The following is a 20,440-nucleotide window of genomic DNA, read 5'->3' as shown; positions in this document are numbered from 1 at the left end:
GGGTGCCGAAACCGTCCAAGCCCAACAATAAGCGGGCATCCATTTTAAGCTACTATTCTCCGAATATACAGTGAGTGGCTACACACCCACTACCGTCAAATCGGCTCCCATTCATTGTTTTCCAAATAAACCTATCGAAACCGTTTTCGAACACGGTTTCGATAGCCCGCAGCGCTTAATTTTATTTTCTTACTTATTATCTAAATAGTCAAATAGCCGCTTCAGCTGGCATTACGGCGGAAACAAGTGCTTTAGCTGAAAAAATTCTATTCGTTTACATGCAGCTAGCACGTCGTGAGGTTTCTCCTAGGCTGTGTGGACAGTAAGAACATTTGCTGTCAAAAAGGCCGTCATGCAGAGCGCAGCGAAGCATGACGGCCTTTTGAGTCACTGTCCACACGCCCTAGTTCGTAGTAAGCTTCCGAAATTGTATGGCTCCGAGGTGGAGTGTGCTAGCAGGCTCCCCCTCTCCAAAAGGGAGAGGGGGAGCCTGACGTATTCAGGCCTAGGAGGTACGCTGCCAGGGGTGTTTTGGGGGCGGTTATTGGTGCCGATGCCTGCCCTTATTCTACCAGTAGCTTGCCGGTGGTGAAGCCTTGTGCGTCGTGCAGCTGCACAAGGTAGAGGCCAGCAGCTACGGGGAGCTGTAAGTTGATGGTTTCCTGACGGTTTACGAGGCGTTCCTGCACCAAGCGGCCCTGCAGGTCCAGTACGCGCACGGTGGTCAGGTGGCTGGCGCCGCTAAGGGTGAAACGCCCGTCGGCGGAGGGGTTGGGGAAGATGTGCACGGCCGTGGCGCGCGCCGATTTGGCGGCTAGCACCGTGGCTTGCACGTAGCTGCGCAGCCACACCAGGGCCGAGCGTTCCGTGTTGTCGGCGTTGGCCAGGAAGGCGCCCTGGGCCGTGCGCCAGTGGCCGGGACGGTAGCCCCAGAGCGTGATGCCCTTCACGGCCGGGTGGGTCCAGAGGGCCGGAAAGACCCGCTGATATTCAGCCAACTGCACGGCATCGTCGAGCTGGTTGGCGGAGTTGACGCCGTCAATATCCAGCTCCGTGATGTAGAGCGGCTTGCCGGCCGTGGCCAGCACACTCAGGTTGGCTTGCAGGGTAGCGGCCGGAATGTTGCGCGTCTCGAAGGCGTGGCCCTGAATGCCTACCCCATCGAGCAGGTTGCGGGCCGTGAGCAGGTTGATGAGGGTGAGGTAGCGCTGGGCGTTGGTGGCGGTGGTAATAACTCCGTAATCGTTGATCAGAAGCTGGGCGTTAGGGAAATGCTGCCGCGCCAGCTGAAACGACTTGATAACCCAGTCCCAGCCGGTGGCGCCGGCCCCGCCCAGGGCCTCGTAGTAGTTGCCGGCCCCGCTGCCGGGGGTGTTCGGGCCGTTGGGGCCGGTGGAGCCGTTGAGGGGCAGGTCGTTGAGCGCCTCGTTGACCACCTCAATCTGGTCGAGGTTGGGGTAGCGCTGGGCCACGGCCGCAAACCACTCGTTGATTTCGGCGAGCTGCTCGGCCGCCGGCAGGGTTTCAATCCAGACGGGTTGCTGCTGCCCCCAGATCAGGGTGTGCATCTTAAAGGGGTAACCTTTGGCGCGGGCCAGGGCGTAGGCCGAATCCAGCTCGGTCCAGTTCATCTGGTTGCGGGTGCCCTCCACGCTGCCCCACTTGCCGGCATTTTCGGGCGTCACCTGGTTGAAGTAGGCGTTGAAAAACGTCTTCTGGGGCTGGCTATACACCCCGCCCAGAAATTTGGGCTTGCCGGTAGCCAGGGGAGGTCCGGCGGGCGTGAATACCACGGGCGGCGTGGTAGCGCCCTGGGTGCCAGCGTCCAGGTTGGCTACCGTAAAGTAGAGGCCCGTGGCCCCAAACACCAGCTTGTCGATGTCGAGGCCGTCTTCCCGGGCTCCAATCTGGAAGGTTTGGGTGAGGCTGCCGGCAGCCACCGTGAAGCTGACAGGCGCCTCGCCCCCGTTGAACTTCGACAGGTTTATCCACTTCCACACGTTGTTGCTGGCCCCGCCGCCGCCGTCCACGGCCACGTTGCCGCTGGTGTAGCCCACCGAGTTCAGGTTGTTGACGGTAATCCAGTTGGTGTCGTCGGCGGGCAGCTTGGTACCGAAGCCGTTGCCGTAGAAGAAGCTGTCGTCGTTGGCGGCGCCGGCGCCTACCCGCATGCGGGCGTACAGGTCGTAGGAGCCTGCCCCCGGAAACGCGACGGAGTAGGTAATGACGCGGGCCGCCGTGCCAGGGTTCTGGGAGTTGATGGTAGCCGTGGGCGTAACCGTAACGTACTGCACCCCGGCCTGGGTCGGGCTGGTCCAGTCGGCGCCCAGGGTGCCGGTTTCGGCTTGTTGGGATACGGGCGCGTTCTGCGCCAGGGCGGCCGGGCTGCCAAGTAAGGTCAGCAGCGCCCTTGTAAGGAGAGTAGAGGTTCTGAACATGATAGATAGGAAAGGATGGGTTGTTGGGTTACGGTTTCGTTCTGGCGGGATGCCTCACCCCTAGACCCTACCCTCGCTTGATGCGCGACATGAGGGAGAGAGGACTAGTTTCTATGAGGGAGAAGGCAGTAGGGCACACGTTAGAACTAGTCCCCTCTCCCTTTTCGGAGAGGGGCTAGGGGTGAGGCAACTAGAGCTAGAACACTAGTTTCTACCGCACCGTCAGGGTGGCGGTGGCGGGCTTACTGGCCCCCAGGGTCTGGCTGCGGGCCGAGGGTAAGGAACCGCCCACCGCCACGCTCACGGGGCCGGTCGGGGCCACCGACTTGCCCTGAGCATCAATCAGGGCAAGTTGCTCGGGAGTAAGCGTGAACTTGACGGTAGTGCTGGCACCGGGCTGGAGCTGCACGCGGCGGAAGTTCTTGAGGGCGTAGCGCGGAATCTGCTGGCCCTGGCGCGGGGTGTGCGTGAGGTAGAGCTGCACGACTTCCTCCCCGGCCACTTTGCCGGTGTTGCGCACGGTAGCCTCCACTTCTACCGGCTTGTTTTTGGCCGCCCGCTTCGGCAGCTTCAGCCCCGAATACTCGAATTTGGCGTAGCTCAGGCCGTAGCCGAAGGGGTACATCGGCTCCTGACTCATGTAGCGGTAGGTGCGGCCCAGCATGCCGTAGCTTTCGTAGGCGGGCAGCTGGTCGAGGCTCTTGGGGAAGGTGATGGGCAGCTTGCCGGAGGGCGACACCTTGCCGAACACCACGTCGGCAATGGCGTTGCCGCCTTCCTCACCGGGATACCAGGCTAGCACCACAGCATCGGCCAGTTCGTGCACCTCGGCCAGGTTCATGGGCGAGCCGCCGGTGATGATGGCTACCAGGGGCTGGGTGTTGTTTTTGCGCAGGCCGCGCAAAAAGTCAATCTGATTCTGGGGCAGGTTGTAGTCGAGCCGGTCGCCGAACGTGGGCGAGGAAATGGATTCGCCCTCCTCCCCTTCCAGCAGCCCGTTGATGCCCAGCACCACAAACGTGGCGTCGGAAGTGCGGGCCGTGCCGCTGACCCAGTCCACGCCGTTCTGGTTGGGCCGATCGAGCAGGGCGCCGGGGCGGTACTGCATCTGGCTGGCGGGGCTCACCCCGGCCACCAAGCCTTCCAGAATGGTTTTCATTTCCGGGTTCACGCCGTAGTAGTTGCCCAGCAGGGCATCGAGGTTGGCGGCGTTGGGGCCGGTCACGAAGTACTTGGCCAGGTCGTTGCGCAGGGGCAGCACGCCGTTGTTCTTGAGCAGCACAATGGATTTTTGGGCGGCCTCCCGGGCCAGGGCGCGGTGCTGGGGGCTGTTGATGACGCTGGCGCCCAGCTGGTCATAGGGGCTGCTGCCGGGCGCATCGAACAGGCCCAGCTTGAACTTGGTGCGCAGCAGAATGGCCAGGGAGCTGTCCATCTGGGCTTCGGTGGTTAGGCCTTTGCGCACGGCTTCGGGCAGGGATGGGTACACGCTGCCGCAGTTCAGGTTCACGCCGCGCTGCAAGGCCAGGGCGGCGGCCTCGGCGGGCGTTTTCACCACTTTGTGACCCTGGTAGAAATCCACCAGCGCCCAGCAATCCGACACAATGTGGCCCTTGAAGCCCCACTGCTTGCGCAGCACATCCTGGAGCAGGTACTGGTTGCCGCAGCACGGCTCGCCGTTGGTGGCGTTGTAGGCGCACATCACGGCTTCCACGTCGGCATCCACCAGTTGCTTGAAGGCGGGCAGGTAGGTTTCCTGCAAGTCCTGGGGCGAGGCCACAGCGTTGAACTCGTGGCGCAGCTTCTCCGGGCCGCTGTGCACGGCGAAGTGCTTGGCGCAGGCCGCTACCTTCAGGTGCTGGGGGTCGGGTCCCTGCAAGCCCTTCACGAAGGCGACGCCCAGGCGCCCCGTGAGCGTGGGGTCCTCGCCGTAGGTTTCCTGGCCCCTACCCCAGCGCGGGTCGCGGAAGATGTTGATGTTGGGCGTCCAGAACGTGAGGCCGCTGTACTGCTGGCGGTAGCCCTTGGCCACGGCCGCGTTGTACAGGGCCCGGGCCTCGTCGGAAATGGCCGTGGACACGCGCAGAGCCAGGTCGTCATCGAAGGTGGCGCCGAGCCCGATGGCCTGGGGAAACACCGTGGCCGCACCCGCCCGACCCACGCCGTGCAGGGCTTCGTTCCACCAGTTGTAGGCCGGGATGTTCAGCCGCTCAATGGCCTTGCTGTTGTACATCATCTGGTCGGCCTTTTCCTCCAAGGTAAGGCGCGAAATCAGGTCCCGCACCCGCACGTTAACGGGCTGGCGGGGGTCGAGGTAGGCGGCTGGGGCTTGCTGGGCGTGCGCCTGGGGCAGGCTAAGGCAGGCGAGCAGCCCGGAAAAAATCAGATGTTTCTTCATAGGGTGGGAAGGGTGGAAAATATGAAGGGATAGGCCTGGAAGTGGTGGCTTTGAGGGAAGTGGTAGCTGTGGGGTGCGCCACTGGGTGTGTAGAGACGCGACCTTTCGCGTCTCAAGCGTCGCGGAGCTTGTTTGTCATTCCGACGCAGGAGGAGTCTGGGTCAAGCCCTTGGAGTCCAACCCAGATTCCTCCTGCGTCGGAATGACCGGTGGTCTTGGTTGTTCTCGGCCAGGGGTTCTGGCGCCGAGACGCGAAGGGCTGCGTCTCTACAGCGGGTCTGCTGTTACTTCTGGCACCTCAATAGCCAGTAGAGTTGGTCTATAATTAAATCAAGACTGTCATGCAGAGGCGCAGCCGAAGCATCTCGCTCGAATCGTTGGGGTAGCCGGGCAACATCAGCCCGCGAGATGCTTCGGCTGCGCCTCTGCATGACGTTTCGCTACCTGTTGGTCTTATGTTTTAAGGAATGTCCACAACCCTAAGGCAGCACCGGTGCTAGGCTGGCTTGGAAGGAGGAAGCGGGTAGCCCTTCTTTATTGTAAAGATTCGCCCCTTCCGGGTTGTCGGCCCAGGCGTAGCGCACGGCCACGGGCGCCGGCACGGCATCACTCCAGACCACCACGGTGTTGCCGTCAATCTGGGCCTGGGCCCAGACGAATTTCTTGTCGGGGCCGGCCACGGCGAAGTGCCGGAGCGGGCCGCCGCCTTTGGCCATCAGGCCGCTACCCACGCTAGAAAAGCGCAGCGTGACCTTGTTGCCACTGACCTGCATGGATTGGTAGAGCGGCCCGGAGGCCACTCCCTTTTTCTCGCCGTAGGCTACCTGCTGGGCCGCCAGCGCCAACCGGTGCCCCACGGTTTGCTTGTCCAGGGGGTGAATGTCGTTCCACTCGCCCGCGTCCAGGGCCACGGCCATGCCGGTGCGCGGCACGGCCAGCGTCCGGCGCTGGGCCTCGCGCACTTCGGCCCAGCCACTCTCGCCGGGCTCCGACTTCACGGCCATGAAATTGGCCAGCTGCACGTAGAGAAACGGCAAATCGGGCCGCTGGAAGTGGGTGCGCCAGTCGCTGATCAGGCTGGTCATCAGGGCCTGGTAATCCTGGGGGCGGCCCGCGTTCGACTCGCCCTGGTACCAGAGCACGCCCTTGAGGGCGTAGGGCAGCACGGGCGCAATCATGCCGTTGAACAAGGCCCCGGGCTGAAACTGAAACGGCGTGGTACCAGGTGTGGGCGGCAGGGTAGCGCCCAGCTTGTACTGCCACGGCCCGCGCAAATCGATGGTTTGGCCGCCCGCCCGCAGCTGGTAGTTCTTGTCGAGGGTGAAGCCGCCGCGCCCGCCGTTGCTGATCAGGCGCACGACCACCACATTTTTGCCGGCCTTCAGCACGCCGGGCTTCACCTCGTACTTGCGGGGCGGGTACTGGTAGCCCGTGGTGCCTACCAGCTGGCCGTTGAGGTAGGTAGAATCGGCATCGACCAGGGTGCCCAGTTCCAGGCGGGACGGCTGGCCCACCATGGCGGCGGGCACTTCTACCTCTTTCCGAAACCACACAACTCCGTTCACGGGGCCCAGCGGGGTTTGGTTGGCCCAGTAGCCGGGCACGTTCATGCTGGCCCAGCCGCGGGCATCATACTCCGCAGCCGACCACTTTTGCTGGCCGCGGGCCTCGCCCTGGTCGGCCTGGTAGAGGCGCTGGTACCAGCTGGTTACGGCCGCGCCTTCCTGCCGCCGTTGCTCGGCCACTTGGGCGCTGTCCCGGTACTTATCAGCCTGCTGCACGTACTTTGGAAACTGGCGCAGCGCGTCGGCGCTCAGCCAGGCTTCGGCCGGCGAGCCGCCCACCGCGTCCTTAATCAGGCCCACCGGCACCTGGTATTTGGCGTTGATTTCCTTAGCAAAGAAGTAGCCCACCGCCGAGAACTGCAGCACGGTCTGGGGGTCGGCCGCTATCCATTTGCCCCCGGCGACGTCGGTGCGCGGCTTTTGCAGGGTGTAGGCCATGGGCACCTCGTACTGCCGGATGCGCGGGTTGGCAGCCTGGGCAATAACTTCCGGAAACTTGTCGCGCAGGCGCAACATGGGCGTTTCCATGTTCGACTGCCCCGACAGCAGCCACACGTCGCCCACCAGCACATCCTTCAGGGTGATGCGGTTGCTGGCCGTAATATCCAGCTGGTAAGGCCCCCCGGCTTTCAGGGCGGGCAGACTGAGCTGCCATTTGCCATCCTTGCCCGCGGCGGTTTGGTAGGTCTGGCCGTTGAACTGCAGGACCACCTTCTCGCCGGGCGCGGCCCAGCCCCAGATGTTTACTTTGGTGTCGCGCTGCAGCACCATCCCGTCGCTGACCAGCCTGGGCAGGCGCACCTGCGCGTTGGTTTCGGTGGGTACCAGCAAACAGCTACCGAGTAAGGCAAGCACCAGGCCCTTCTGACCCAAGGTAACTGGCCTGGCAAGCATAGGGCTAGAAAAGAGAGGATGTATCATATGAGTGGTTTATTAATCCGTGTACCGTTCGATTTGCCGCGCGGGGGACTTCCGTGCTCAGCCCTCGGGCGACCCTAGCTACTTCACCGGCGCTACGCCCTCGGTCGTCTGCACTATTTTCTGGATGGTGCCGTCGGGGTTGTAGCGCAGGTAATCCACGCAGATGGAGCGCCGGTAGCTGCCGCCGGTGGGCAGGGCACCGTTGTGGTAGAAAAAGTAGCTCTTGCCCTTGTAGTCGATGATGCCGGGGTGCGTAGTAAAGCTGTTGGGCACATTTTCCTGGATGATGCCTCGGTACGTCCAGGGCCCGGTGGGGCTGGGAGCCGTGCAGTACTCTATCATTTCGGGCTTGGTGCCGGCGCTGGCGTACACCAGGTAGTAGAGCTTTTTGCGCTTATACACCCATGGGCCTTCGATGTAGTTTTTGGGCGTAATCACCTGGATGGGGCCAGCCAGCTCGGTCATGTTATCCTTGAGCTTCACCCAGCGGCAGCTTAAGTTGCCCCAGTACATATACACCTGCTGGTCGTCGTCCACGAAAACGGTCGGGTCGATGTCGTCCCAGGCGTGGGGCTTGTCCGTGGTCATTTCATTCACGACAAGCGCCTTGCCAATGGCATCCTTGAATGGCCCGGTAGGCCTATCCGACACGGCCACCCCAATGGCTGCGCCGCCCTGGCTGTGGTCGTCTTTCTTGTGAAACGTGGAGACGAACCAGTAGAACTTGCCCTTGCGGTAAACGCACTGCGCCGCATAGGCATCCCCGGTAGCCCAGGCAAACGTGCGCGGTGACAGGCGCTTGCCGTAGTCTTTCCAGTGCACCATGTCGGTGGTGGAATAGATGCGCCAGTCGGGCATTTTGTAATTGGTTTCGCTGACGGAGGCCGTGTCGTGGCCGGCGTAGAGAAACAGCGTGTCGCGGTACACCAGCGGCGCCGGGTCGGCCGTGAATACGTCTTTGATAATCGGGTTTTGCGCCGGCGCCGGCAGGTAGGCCACTAAGCCAAGCAGGGCGACGAGCCAGGTCTTTTTCATGGGGGTCAGGTAGTGGGTGGGAAGACTACATCGGCTCGTTAGGGCCGCTTGGCTGGTGGGCGGGCTAAAACAGCCCCTGGGCAAACAGGTACAAATCGTGGCGCCAGACGGGCCAGGTGTGGCCGCCGGGGTACTCGCTGTATACATACCGGATGCCTAGCTCATCCATTTTGGCCCGCATCACTTTGTTGTTAGCGTAGGCTATATCGGCTGGCCCACCCATCGAGAGCCAGAGCTGCTTTAGGTTGGTATTGATGGTGCCGGCATTGGCTTTCATAAACGCATACTGCGGGTCCGACAAGGCCGTATTATTGGCAAAAAAGCCCGAGCTGAATACGCCCAGGTGCGCAAACAACTCCGTGTTTCTGATGCCGGCATAAAGCGTTTGCAGGCCCCCCATCGACAGGCCGGCCAGCGCCCGGTTAGTAGCCCCCGCCGCCACCCGATAGTTGCTTTCCACCACGGGCAGCACGGTTTGCTTTAGCTCGTCTTCGAAGCGCTTCAGCGTACCCTCATTGAAGCCCGCCAGGCCACCGGGGCCGCCCATGTTGCCGTCCAGCATCACCACGAGCATGGGCTTGGCCTTTTTCTCGGCAATCAGGTTGTCCAGAATCAAATCGGCTTTGCCTTGGCGGGCCCAGCCGGTTTCGTCCTCGCCCCCGCCGTGCAGCAGGTAGAGCACCGGGTACTTGGTGGCCGTATTGGCATCGTAGCCCGCCGGCGTGTACACGTAGAACTGCCGCCACGAGTTGGTGACCTTTGAATAATAGCGCCTCATCCGCACCTCGCCGTGGGGCACGTCGCGCAGGGCGTAAAAGCTGGTGCCGCGGCCCGGAACCTCGATGCCGCTGGCCATGCGGCCCATGCCGTAGAAGGTGGCGCTGGCGGGGTCGGCGATGGGCAGGCCGTCGAGCACCAGGGAGTAGTAGTGCAAGCCCCGGCTCAGGGTATCGGTCGTGACGGTCCAGGTGCCGCTGCTGTCTTTCATCATATCATACTTGCGGCCCAGGTCCAGTTGAGCCTGCTGCACACCGGGCGCTTTCAGGCGAAACACGGCGCGGTTATCGGGCAGAATCTGGGGGTACTTGGCGTTGCGCACGTTGGTAGCGGCGGGGGCGCCCAGCACGGTGTAAGTGGGCAGCGCGGCCACCTCGACGGGCTTGAACAGGAACTGCGAGAACATGTACAGCCCGTTTTTCCAGACCTTAAAATCGTGCCCGCCGGCCTCCAGGTAGTACACGTGTGGCACCCGGTGCTCGTAGAGGTAGTCGTGGGTGCGCTGGCTGATGGGCAGCAGGCCATCCTGGTCGCCGCAGGAAATCCAGAGGAGCTTGAGCTGCTTGGCGGCTTGGGCGGGGTCGGGCACCAGCTGCTCGGGCAGCTTGGTGTTGGGGGCCGACGAAAAGCCGCCTACCCAGGCAAACCTATCCAGGTTGCCCAGCCCAAAGTTCAGCGACTGCCCCCCTCCCATCGACAGCCCGGCCACGGCCCGATTTTCGCGGTTCCTGAGCGCCGGGTACGTCTTTTCGATGTAGGGAATGAGGTCAGTCAGCAGGTCTTTTTCGAAGTTGGCAAAGGCGGCTACCTTATCCGGCCCGTAGATATTGCCAATGGGCCGGTCGTCTGGCATGGCGCGGCCGTTGGGCATTACCACCAGCATGGGCTTGAGCTTGCCCGCCGCGTACAGGTTATCCAGAATCACCTGCGGGCGCCCGCCCCTGAGCCACTCCTTTTCGTCGCCCCCAATACCGTGCAGCAGATAGAGCACCGGGTACTTCTTCCGTTTGGAATACCCCGGCGGGGTGTACACCAGCGCCTTACGCACCGTGCCTACCGTTTTCGAGGGGTAGCTGATGCTGTCTATTCTGCCCGCAGAAATACCGGCCGTGGGCTGGTCGAAGCCCTTGGGCGCTTCCTTCACAGTCGGTTGGGCAAACGTGCTGCCTCCGCTCAGCAGAACCACACCCAACATGATAAGCAATACGTTTCTCATGGCTTAAAAGGCCTTGCAGGCTTAGGTAGCGGGTAGGTGGGAAATCAGACGGATTGCGAGTAGGAGCTTTTTACCTCCTACTCGAATTTCACCCAGTCAATTTCAACGGGCGTGCTTGTTTTGGCGGAAACGACCAGCGCATGCGTGCCGGGCTTGAAGGCAGCTACCGGGGCTTTTACCTCCTGCCACTGGCTGCCCTTGGGCACGGTTACCTGGGCGAGCAGCGGGCCGGTGGCCCCGTCGGTGCGCAGCTGCACCGTGGCGCCAGTGGCGGCCTGCACGCGCAGCATCACCGTTTTAGGGGCCTGCTTGCCGAAAGCCACGCCGTTGTACTGCACCCAGCCCTGGTTATCGGCCAGCACGGTTTTCCAGCCTTGGAAGGGGTTGGCCGGGTCCAGAAAGGCAATGGCAGCGCCGCGGCTGCTCAGGCGGCTGTAGCGGTCCAGCTGAATTTTCTGGCGGGCATCCGTCAGGCCGACGCCGCGCAGGGTGGGCACCACTTTGCGGATGGCCCCATCAGGCTCGAAAAACAGGCTATCCAGCCGGACCGACCGGCTCTTGTCGAAGGCCGGCGACAAGTCGTTGTGGTGGTAGAACAGGTACCACTGGTTGTTAAAGGGCAGCATGGAGTGGTGATTGGTCCAGCAGCCGGTCGGCGACTCGTCCATGATGACACCCTTCACCGTGAACGGCCCCAGGGGGCTGGTGCTGGTGGCGTATTCGAGGCGCTCCGTCTTGTTTTCCACGTGCGGATACGTGAGGTAGTAAATGCCCTGGCGCTCAAACACAAACGGTCCTTCCTTCAGGCCTTTGGTGGGCAGCTCGCCCAGCGTGACGGGCTCTGAGGCCAGCTCCAGCATGTTGGGCTTGAGCTTGGCGGCGTAGATGTTGCCCTGCGACCAGTAGAGGTAGGCCTGGCCGTCCTTATCAATCAGCACGTTGGGGTCGATGCCGCGCACTCCCTTGATGGGTTGCGGCTGCGGCACGAAGGGACCAGCAGGTTTATCGGCCACGGCCACGCCTACCGTAAAGCCCTTGTTGATGGTGGTATCCCGGGGGGTGGTGGGGAAGTAGAAGTAGTACTTGCCGTTGCGGGCAATGCAGTCGGGCGCCCACATGCTGTAGCTGTCGGGCTTCACCCACGGCACCTGGTTCTGGGTCACGATGACGCCGTGGTCGGTCCAGTCGGTAAGGTTCGCCGACGAAAACACGTGATAGTCCTCCATGCAAAACCAGCCGACCTTTCCGCGCTCCGGGGTAGCCAGAATGTCGTGGGAAGGATACACGTACACCCGCCCGTTGAACACCCGCGCCGTCGGGTCGGCGGTGAATTGGTTGGTAATAAACGGGTTCTGGGCCTGCGCAGCGCCTCCCAGCAGCAGGACCAGCCCGCTCAATATCTGTGGTAGTTTACTAGGTAGCATGGGGCCAGGGGTTTACTTGGTTCCGGTAGTGGTGTCCGCAATGCGGAAATAGTCGAAGTCAGCGTAGCCGTCGGCCGTCTTGGTGGCGTAGGTGAATAGCCCAAACCGGTAGCCCATAAAGTGGGGCAGCGTGTAAGCCATTTTGAGCGGGCCGCCAATGGCTTTCCACGTTTTGCCATCGAGACTATAGTAGAACGTGGCCACGTCCTTGCGCTCCGTAAAGTCACATTCCGCCTTGAAATAGACGGTGTTCTGCGTGAGCGGCAGGCGTTGCAGTTCCACAGGTTTCTCCGTTTCGGCGCTAACCATGAAGATGGACTTGGCGCCGTTGCGGGCCTCTACCCCCACCAGGCCGTACCGTTTTTGCAGCAGGGCCAGGCCCGCAAAATCACCTTCTTTCAGGTGCGACACATCCAGGGCCGTGGTGCCGGCGCAGGTTGGCCCGATGGTGCGCTGAGTCAGGGTGTTGCGGGCCAGCAGGAAGGTGGTGTCCAGGCGGCCGGTTTTCAGGCGCAGGTAGCCCGGCCGGTCGGTGAGCGACCAGAGGGAGTTTTCGGGATTATGATTCCACTGCCACACCAGCGGTAGGGCAGGCTCACCCTTACGCCGGGCAAACTCATCCGACGCTACCAGGCCCGGAATCAGGCCTTTGCTGGGGGGTAAGGGTAGCGTCTGGGGCACTTTGCCGGCCGGGCTTCCCAGCACGGGCCAGCCATCCGTCCACGTCACGGGCACCAGGTACGGAATGCGACCTACGGCCCCGTAGTCGCGGAACAGATAGGAAAACCACTGGCCATCGGGCGTGTCGATGAGGCCGCCCTGCGCCACGCCCAGGTCTTGCAGCGCCACCCGGCCTTCGTAGGGGCCCGTGAGCTTGTCGGAGCGGTGCACCACCACGGTACGCATGCCGCCTTTGGGCCAGGTGATGTTGAAGAGGTAGTACTTCCCGTTGATTTTGAACAGCTGGGAGCCTTCGGCGGGCAGGCCGAGGTTGGGGCCCGCCGGGGCACTGGCGTTTTCAATCAGCACCTGCTCCGTGGCGCCGGGCTTCACGCCGGAGGCGTCGGCCGTGAGTTCGATTAGCCGCAGCTTGCCGGCACCATACACCAGGTACACGCGGCCGTCGTCGTCAAAAAACAAGGAATGGTCGTGGTAGCTGGGCTTAAACGCCGCCACTTTCCAGGGGCCTTTTTCAATATTCCTGGTGGAATACACGTAGGTTTTGCCCGTGGTTTGGGCGAAGGTCGAGACGTAGTACGTGCCCTGATGAAACCGTAGGCTGCTGGCCCAGGAGCCGCGGCCGTAGGTGCTCTTGCCGTTGCGGAGCGCCAGCTCATCCAGGCTACCCAGCGTATCGGAGGCGTAGCTGACCAAGTGCCAGTTCACCAAGTCCGTCGACTTCATAATGGGCACGCCCGGACTCATGTGCATGGTGGTGCTGCTCATGTAATACGTCTTGCCCACCCGAATCATGGCCATATCCGGCACATCGGCGAAGATGACCGGGTTTTGCGCCGGCTTCACTTGCGCAGCGAGCGGCGAAACCGCAGCTGAGGCAAGGACTAGCCCGAGGACGAAAGCACTGCGCTTGATGAAGTAAGACATGGCAAAAGCTACCGGGGCAAATGGGTTAGTGATGGGGCGCGGGCTTGATAGCCTGGTAGTTACCGCTCAGGTGCAGCAAGCTAAACAGGTACAGCAGGCCGTCGTAGTAGGGGTCGAAGTAGCCGTCTTCGTAGGGCGCTAGCTTGGCGTTCCAAAGGGCGTGCACAAAGTCGAGCTTCTGCTTGTCCTGACTGGCCAGGGAGGCTGCGGCGGAGGTGGCTACCAGGCCCAGCGAATGCCGGAGCTTCTTGACGTCGCCGGCTTGCAGAATAAAATTGGGCCGGGAGCCATCCACGTTGAATTGGTCCTCGAAGGTGGTGAGGCCCTTGCTGCGCAGAAAACCCTGGAAACGCTGGGCGTACTGCTCTTGCCACGCTTTGTCCTTGCCAAACCACACGTAGTCCATGGCAATGTTCATGGGCACCCGCCAGGAGTCGTAGCGGAAGGCCGGCGGCGCCCACTTGGTAGCGTGGGGCTTGCCGCTGAACTCGGTGTAGTCGTAGTTGAGGCCGGTTACGGGGTTGCAGGCGCGGTGCAGAAATGCCCGCGACGTATCGGCGCAGGCCCGGTAAAACGGCTCGTGCCCATCCTTGGCATACTCGGCCCACACCTCCAGAAAAGCCGGCAGGTGGTACGAGGGGTCGGTCCAGGTATACATGTCCCCGACCGGCACAAAGGATATCTGCTTGTGCTGGGTGTTGATCAGGTTGTACACGTCGCCGGTGCCATCCTTTTTCCACATGGCATCCAGGATGTTACGCGCCTCCTGGTAGTAGTTGATGCCGGTCGTGTTTCCCCAGCGGTTGGCGGCGAACAACAGGCTGGTCACGAAGTACAGCTCGCCATCAGAGGCCGGCCCTTCAGAGTTGAGCTTCATGGTGGTGGTGCTGAAGCTCCAGGCAAAATAGCCCTTCAGGGGCCCTTCCTGGTGCTGCAGGTACTTCTTCGACCAGCGCCAAATGCGGTCAAACACCTCCTTCTTGTTCAGCTGCACCGCCACCATCAAGCCATACGAAACCCCTTCGGTCCGGACGTCGTGGTTCTTCAAATCCGACACGTAGGCCATGGAGTCGCCCACCTCGAAGTACACCCGGTTAGGCCCCTCGAACACGTCGTGGTAGGCCTGCTTCACCTTCTGGTTGATGTCGGCCTGACTATAGCCCGCTTCCCGCAGCAGATTCGGGTACTGCCCCGTGTAAAATGCGCCTTTCCGGGCTGCCTTCGCCGGTTTGGGCTGGCGTTGCGCCATGCTATTGTCTAGGCCTATGCACAGCACACACAGCAGCAGGCAGATGCCCTTACTGCGTTGAAGAAATTTGAGGTAGTAATTCATCGACTAATCAGCTGAATATTACTGCGTGTGCTATTCCGTGAGTGGCCTACTGGCGGCGAGCGTTCAAGTGAGCAAGCCACCGATATAGGCCTAGGGCTGGACGACAAAGCCGCCCCGCGCCGGCAGCGTCACGCTGAGGGTGGGGCCGGTCACGGCCTGGGTGCGGAAGCTGCGGTTGGTAGCGCCGTCGGTGATGAGCGTGCCCTGTTGCAGGCCTAGCTGGCGGAGGTCGAGCCGGATGGTTTGGGGCGCGTCGGTGCCGTTGATGCCGGCCACGTACCACGCGCCGCCGGGTGCCTGGCGGGCCAGCACGGCGTACTGACCGGGGTAACCAGCCAGAAATTTGACGTCGGCCCAGCGCGGCGGCAGCTGTTGCACGAACTCCCGCACGTAGGCCGGCTGCGCGGCCATGCCCTCGGGCACCTCCGCGTAGTGCTGAATGCCCGACTGAAACAGCACCGCCAGGGCCAGCTCAAAGGCATTGGAGGTGCGGCGCTCCTTACCCCTGATTTCGGAAAACGCCATGGGCGTAAAGTCCATGGGCCCCACCGCGTTGCGGGTGAAGGGCAGCACGGCGCAGTGGGTAGCCTCCTGGTCGGTGTTGGCCTGGTCGAAGGTCAGGAACTCGAAGCCGCGCACGGCTTCCATGGTCACCAGGTTGGGGTAGGTGCGGTTCCAGCCGCGTGGGATGGTAGCGCCGTGGAAATTCACCAGCAGCCCAGCCTGGGCGGCATCCACGAGCAGGTCCTGGTAGTAGTTCATGAAGGACTGCCCATCCCCACCGAAAAAGTCGATTTTCACCCCCGCCACGCCCATTTGCTTAATGCGGGCAAATTCCTGGCGGCGGCTTTCGGGCTCAAACAGCACGTTGGTAGGTGTTTGCGGGGCCTGGTTCCAGTGGCCGTTGGAGTTATACCACACCAACAGGCCTACGTTTTTGCTGCGGGCGTATTGGGCCAGCTCCTGCATCTTGTCGTAGCCGATTTGCTTGTCCCAGAGCGCATCGACCAGGCAGTACCCCCAGCCCATGCTAGCCGCATAGTCGATGAAGCGGCGCTGCACGTCGTAGGTGGTGTTTTGGTCACCCATTAGCACCCAGGACCACGACGATTTGCCGGGTGCTTCCGTGAGCACCGGCGTTGTAGCGGGGGCGCTCAGATCCGTCGTCAGCGTCGATTCTACGATGGGCCGCAAGGAGTTGCCCACTACCAGCACGCGCCAGGGTGTGCGCCAGGGTAGGCGGCTTTCGGGCAGCAGCGCGGCCTCGGGGGTAGTGCGCTCCGGGGCCTGCGGAAAGGCGACGCTGTACTCCGCATCGGGCGACTCGTGGGCCAGGTGGGTGCCGCTATAGGTACGGCCCATGCCGGCTTCGGTGAGCAGCACCCAGTGCCCGCCCACCTCAAACAAGGCCGGAAACGACCACCCCTGCCCTATTGTAGACGGCGTGCCGGCCGCAATGCCGCGCTGGTAGTATTCCTCGTACGAGGGCTGGGTGTTGGCAAACCCAGTCTGGGCTTTGGCGTGCGGGTGCAGCCAGCCTTTCGCACTGGCCGGCAAGTGAAACGTGGTGGCTTCCGCTGTAATACGCTGCACTTCCTGGCTGTTGCCTTCCACCAGGTACTGAAACGCTACCCCATCGTCGGACACCTGAAACACCACGCTCAACTGCGGCCCTGTGGCCTGGCGCTGGAAGTGCACCACGCGCCGGTTGGCCCGGTAGCGGCAGTTGGCCCGCTTGTCGGTGGCGAGCTGGTAGTCGTCGGTTACGGCCGTTTGCTGGTCGGCTTTCGTCAGCTTGAGGCCCTGCGTGAGGTCGGCGCTGGCGAGCTGCAGCCCCAGGCGCGAGGGGCGCAGCAGCTCCGCCTGCCGGTAGCGCACGGCGTAGGTCGGCTGGCCCTGGGGGGTTACGTCTACGGTCACCTGCACCGCCCCATCCGGACTCGTAATGCGGATGGGCTTGGCGGCCTGAGCCGCGGCGAGGGGTAGCACAAGCAGGCAAATGAGTGGGGTTAAGCGCATAGAAGCAGGAGGATGGAAGCGTAGCTAGCGGGCCGCGGATTACTTCTTGTACACGGGGTCGTGGCCCTCGTACTTCAGCCACGTAAAGGAGGCGGTATTGGTGGTTGGCTGCCCGGCCGAGGTGCCATACATGCCGTACAGGCAGCCGATAAAGCCTCCCGCTACCTGCGTGCTCAGAAAGCGCGCATCCACCTTGTCTTTCAGCACCGTGTAGGTTTTGCCATCCTCCGAAAAGCGGAAGCTGTAGGTGTCACCGTCGGCATTGATACGCAGCTGCACCTTGCTGGCCGCCGCCTTCAGGGGCGCTTTCGCCAGCAACTCCGGGTTCTTGATATCGGCCGTGCTCTTGAACAGCTGCACGACGGGCTTGCCATTCTCTACCGATTTGCAGAGGTAGTAGAAGTGCTTCTCGTCTTGGAAAGCTACTAGGCCAGCCGTTTCATTCGGCGCCTTAGCTGCAAACGTCAGCTCGGTTTCGGCGCTGCCAACCATGTGCTGCTGGCGCTTGCCGATGAAGGCAGGGTTACCGAGTTCGGCGCACGTTTCAGGTTTCAGCTTCAGGGTGAGGCCTTTCGCCTTACTCAGGGAGAAACTGGAGCTATCCACGGTGCGCAGAAACAGCAGCGCCGGGTCCAGCTGCTTCTCGAAGGTGAGCGTGTAGCCAAAGTTGCCGCTCTGCGGCCGGGCGCCGGGCTGCTTCACCTCGGGGAAGTTGGCTTGGTAACTGTACTGTACGCCGTTAGGCCCCGGGTCCATGACGGGCCACTCGTCTTTCCACACCACGGGCACAATAAAGGTTTCGCGCCCCGTATTGTAGAAATTTCCCTCGTAGGGCCGTACGGCCAGGAAGATGGCGTAGGTCTTGCCATCCGGCCCTTCTACAAACTGCGCGTGCCCCGCCGAGGTGATGGGGTTTTTGCGGTCTTTGGGCAACTCGCGCTGCGAGAGAATGGGGTTTTTCTCGTAGGGCACAAACGGCCCCAGCGGCGCCTTGCTGCGGAACACTACCTCCGTGTGGTTAACCGACGTACCGCCTTCCGCCGCGTAGAGGTAATACCAGTCGCCTCGCTTCATCAGGTGCGGGCCCTCAATCCAGACGGGCTTTTTGCTCAGGTCTACCCCACCGTTGACCACCATTTTGGCTTCACCCACGGTTTGCAGCGTTTTGGGGTTCAGCTCAATCATCTTGATGGAGCGGTGACCGTCGTAGAGCGGCTTGTTGTCGGGCGGGTCGCTGTTGTAGATGACGTACGCCTTGTCGCCCTCAAAGTACAGGGAGGGGTCGATGCCCTTTACCTCGGGCAAGAAAATGGGGTTGCTCCACGGCCCGGCGGGGTTTTTGGCCGTCACCACGAAGTTGCCCTTGTGGTCGATGAGCGTGCAGGTGACGTAGTAGGTGCCGTTGTGGTACTCAATGGCCGGCGCAAATAACCCACGGGTCATCCGGTCGCCCATGAAGGTCATTTGCGAAGGCCGGTCAATCACGTTCCCTACCTGCTTCCAGTTTTTCAGGTCGCGGCTGTGCATGACCGGGATGCCCGGAAAGTAGGAAAACGTGGAATTCACCAGGTAGTAATCCTTGCCCACCTTAACAATACTCGGGTCGGGGTAAAAACCCGTCAGAATGGGGTTAACTAACTCAATCGATTGTGCAACTAAACTGGTGCTGTGCAGGAGTACGGCAGCAGTAATACCCAGCCACGCTTTCATGTTGGTTTGTCTCATATACTCTCTAGTGGGAAGTAACGGCAATGGGCTTGGTGCCTAGGCCACTGTAACAGTACCGGGGCCACAAGCAGGGTGCAGAAAAACTACTACCTGCTCAGGCCTTGATAGGCAGAATAAACATATTGCCGACAGTACCCCTGAGCCGCGCGAGTTCGGGCTCAGTACTACTGCCGGCAATACATTACGCTAGCGTACTAGCTACTAACCAGACTATTGCGGATAGCCAGGGTTCTGCGTGATTTTACCACCCGTGCGGTCAATTTCCTGCCGCGGAATGGGGCGCAATACGTGGTAGGGCTGGATGTTAGCGGCAGCGTTAGAGCCGTAGTTATCCGTTACCCCGGGGATGGGGGAAGGCTTGGAGTTGATCAAAGCAGGCACATATTTCTTCACGCGCTCCACCAACTTGCCCGTGCGCACCAGGTCGTACCAGCGCAGCTGCTCGCCGGCCAACTCACGGGTGCGCTCATCCAGGATGAAATCAATATTGAGCTGGCTTGCCGTAATTTCCATCTGAGCGGCTCTACCCGGAGCGGCAGCCCGGCGGCGCACTACGTTGATGAAGTCGCGGGCTTTGGTCATATTACCCAGGTACATATTCGCCTCGGCTGCAATCAGGTAGGTTTCCGACAGACGCATCAGAATCAGGGGCCGGTCTGAGCTTGTGTTAGCAGCCGGGCGTGTGGTGTCATCAAACTTGTTGATGAACGGCGAAAAGTTGGTGGTATAGGTGCTGGGAGTACCTACCACGAACGGGCCGTTGGGACGGGCCGCGATGCGCGCACGCTCGGCGGCCGTAAGCTCACGGCCCGCATACCAGGCAGCGGTATCTCCTACTACTCTATTCGGATTGAAGTTCCGGCCACCGTTGATGAAGGTCGTGTTATTCACCAACCACAGCGTGGTGAACCACTTGCTGTAGCGGGTGTCGGTCGTGCGCCACTGCCGGGGGGTAGTTTCCGAAGGCAGAATGTACGATTCCAGCAAGTACGGGGTAGAGGTAAGGCGACCAAAGGGCCGACCATAGACAATGCTACGCTCTACGTTGGGCAGCAAGTCGTAGCGGCCGCGAAACAAGTAGTTGGTTTGGTTCTGACCGGCCCCACCGGCCCCATTGTCAGATATACCCGTAAAAGTAGGGTCGGTGTTGAACTGTACGTTCATCAGAATCTCCTTGCCGTTTTCGTTACCCTCTCTGAACACATCAGCTGGGTCGGCCTCCAATCCTTTCCCGTACTTAGTGGACGCGTCCCGGATGAGCTCTTCCGCAAACTGCGCCGCTTTAGCGTAATCGTCGGCTTGCTTGGCCGTGGAGGTAGCCCGAGTAAGGTGCACCTGCGCCAGCATGTGCAAGGCCGTAGCCCGCGTTACACGCCCGGGCTGCGCGGCCGTGTTAGCAATTTTTGTCAATGCGTCGTTCAGATCCGCCACAATAGCATTGTACACATCGGCTATAGGAGCCCGCGTATAATCCTTCGTAGGCTGATCCACGAAAGAGAGCGTCAACGGCACATCCCCAAAGGAGCGTACCAGGCGGAAGTAGTACCAGGCGCGAAGCACTTTGGCTTCTGCTTCCGCCTGCGCAACAACAGCCGGTGAGACTCCCTGGGCCTGGGACGCATATTGGATAACGCCGTTAGCCGTATTGATGGAGCGGTAGTAGCTGCTCCAGGTATTGGCTATGTTGCCGTTGGTACCGTTAAGCTGGCCGGCATTGTAATCCTCGAATCCTTCCGTGGCGGCAAAGCCCCGCATGAACTCATCGGTGCCCTGGGAGATAAAAATGGAGCCACCTTGGTCGGCGGTAGCATTGCGCAGGCCGGAGTACACGCCCGCTAAACCGGCCTGAATACCTTCAGGCGTACCGAGGAAGCTAGGCACCAGAATGGAACGCGGGGTTTCGTCCAAGGTGTCTTTGCTGCAGCTGCTGGCGGCTAACAGGAGCGCCAGTGCCGAACCAGTAAGCAGAATCTTTTTCATA

General features: G+C 61.4%; 11 protein-coding genes. All 11 read right to left on the bottom strand.

Annotated elements, in window-relative coordinates:
• Nucleotides 1-563: 563 nt before the first annotated feature.
• Entirely contained in the window at nucleotides 564-2,438 is a 1,875-nt protein-coding gene (locus IEW18_RS13635) for an endo-1,4-beta-xylanase (RefSeq protein WP_188558417.1), read from the bottom strand.
• A gap of 211 nt (nucleotides 2,439-2,649) precedes the next feature.
• A complete protein-coding gene (locus IEW18_RS13630; RefSeq protein ID WP_188558416.1) occupies nucleotides 2,650-4,836 on the bottom strand; it encodes a glycoside hydrolase family 3 N-terminal domain-containing protein in 2,187 nt (728 codons plus the stop codon).
• 479 nt (nucleotides 4,837-5,315) lie between these two features.
• Nucleotides 5,316-7,295 (bottom strand): sialate O-acetylesterase, encoded by a 1,980-nt coding sequence (locus tag IEW18_RS13625; RefSeq protein ID WP_188558415.1) that lies wholly within the window; start codon nucleotides 7,293-7,295, stop codon nucleotides 5,316-5,318.
• Between the two features lie 105 nt (nucleotides 7,296-7,400).
• Nucleotides 7,401-8,357, bottom strand: coding sequence for a glycoside hydrolase family 43 protein (locus tag IEW18_RS13620; protein ID WP_188558414.1), 957 nt, complete (start codon nucleotides 8,355-8,357; stop codon nucleotides 7,401-7,403).
• A 64-nt stretch (nucleotides 8,358-8,421) separates the two neighbouring features.
• Nucleotides 8,422-10,350, bottom strand: a complete 1,929-nt coding sequence (locus IEW18_RS13615; RefSeq protein WP_188558413.1) for an alpha/beta hydrolase-fold protein — start codon at nucleotides 10,348-10,350, stop codon at nucleotides 8,422-8,424.
• Between the two features lie 77 nt (nucleotides 10,351-10,427).
• Nucleotides 10,428-11,774 carry a family 43 glycosylhydrolase gene (locus IEW18_RS13610; protein WP_188558412.1) on the bottom strand — a complete coding sequence of 449 codons (1,347 nt, stop codon included), beginning with the start codon at nucleotides 11,772-11,774 and terminating at the stop codon, nucleotides 10,428-10,430.
• A 12-nt stretch (nucleotides 11,775-11,786) separates the two neighbouring features.
• The gene (locus IEW18_RS13605; RefSeq protein ID WP_188558411.1) at nucleotides 11,787-13,379 is read right to left on the bottom strand and encodes a glycoside hydrolase family 43 protein; all 1,593 of its coding nucleotides are present in this window, start codon (nucleotides 13,377-13,379) and stop codon (nucleotides 11,787-11,789) included.
• 25 nt (nucleotides 13,380-13,404) lie between these two features.
• A complete protein-coding gene (locus IEW18_RS13600; protein ID WP_188558410.1) occupies nucleotides 13,405-14,712 on the bottom strand; it encodes a family 8 glycosyl hydrolase in 1,308 nt (435 codons plus the stop codon).
• Between the two features lie 90 nt (nucleotides 14,713-14,802).
• Nucleotides 14,803-16,731 (bottom strand): glycoside hydrolase family 97 protein, encoded by a 1,929-nt coding sequence (locus tag IEW18_RS13595; RefSeq protein WP_188558409.1) that lies wholly within the window; start codon nucleotides 16,729-16,731, stop codon nucleotides 14,803-14,805.
• 39 nt (nucleotides 16,732-16,770) lie between these two features.
• On the bottom strand, nucleotides 16,771-18,456 hold the full coding sequence (locus IEW18_RS13590; protein ID WP_229728746.1) for a glycoside hydrolase family 43 protein: 1,686 nt from the start codon (nucleotides 18,454-18,456) through the stop codon (nucleotides 16,771-16,773).
• A 213-nt stretch (nucleotides 18,457-18,669) separates the two neighbouring features.
• A complete protein-coding gene (locus IEW18_RS13585; RefSeq protein ID WP_188558408.1) occupies nucleotides 18,670-20,439 on the bottom strand; it encodes a RagB/SusD family nutrient uptake outer membrane protein in 1,770 nt (589 codons plus the stop codon).
• Between the last annotated feature and the right edge of the window lies 1 nt (nucleotide 20,440).

The sequence above is a fragment of the Hymenobacter glacieicola genome, from assembly GCF_014640315.1.
Lineage (GTDB): Bacteria > Bacteroidota > Bacteroidia > Cytophagales > Hymenobacteraceae > Hymenobacter > Hymenobacter glacieicola.
Note: the sequence above shows the minus strand (reverse complement) of the source record. Positions and strands in the feature narration are given on the sequence as shown.

What these genes read in the sequence shown, in the direction of transcription:
- IEW18_RS13635 (WP_188558417.1), bottom strand. Translation starts at nt 2,438, where the DNA reads ATGTTCAGAACCTCTACTCTCCTTACAAGGGCGCTGCTGACCTTACTT.
- IEW18_RS13630 (WP_188558416.1), bottom strand. Translation starts at nt 4,836, where the DNA reads ATGAAGAAACATCTGATTTTTTCCGGGCTGCTCGCCTGCCTTAGCCTG.
- IEW18_RS13625 (WP_188558415.1), bottom strand. Translation starts at nt 7,295, where the DNA reads ATGCTTGCCAGGCCAGTTACCTTGGGTCAGAAGGGCCTGGTGCTTGCC.
- IEW18_RS13620 (WP_188558414.1), bottom strand. Translation starts at nt 8,357, where the DNA reads ATGAAAAAGACCTGGCTCGTCGCCCTGCTTGGCTTAGTGGCCTACCTG.
- IEW18_RS13615 (WP_188558413.1), bottom strand. Translation starts at nt 10,350, where the DNA reads ATGAGAAACGTATTGCTTATCATGTTGGGTGTGGTTCTGCTGAGCGGA.
- IEW18_RS13610 (WP_188558412.1), bottom strand. Translation starts at nt 11,774, where the DNA reads ATGCTACCTAGTAAACTACCACAGATATTGAGCGGGCTGGTCCTGCTG.
- IEW18_RS13605 (WP_188558411.1), bottom strand. Translation starts at nt 13,379, where the DNA reads ATGTCTTACTTCATCAAGCGCAGTGCTTTCGTCCTCGGGCTAGTCCTT.
- IEW18_RS13600 (WP_188558410.1), bottom strand. Translation starts at nt 14,712, where the DNA reads ATGAATTACTACCTCAAATTTCTTCAACGCAGTAAGGGCATCTGCCTG.
- IEW18_RS13595 (WP_188558409.1), bottom strand. Translation starts at nt 16,731, where the DNA reads ATGCGCTTAACCCCACTCATTTGCCTGCTTGTGCTACCCCTCGCCGCG.
- IEW18_RS13590 (WP_229728746.1), bottom strand. Translation starts at nt 18,456, where the DNA reads ATGAGACAAACCAACATGAAAGCGTGGCTGGGTATTACTGCTGCCGTA.
- IEW18_RS13585 (WP_188558408.1), bottom strand. Translation starts at nt 20,439, where the DNA reads ATGAAAAAGATTCTGCTTACTGGTTCGGCACTGGCGCTCCTGTTAGCC.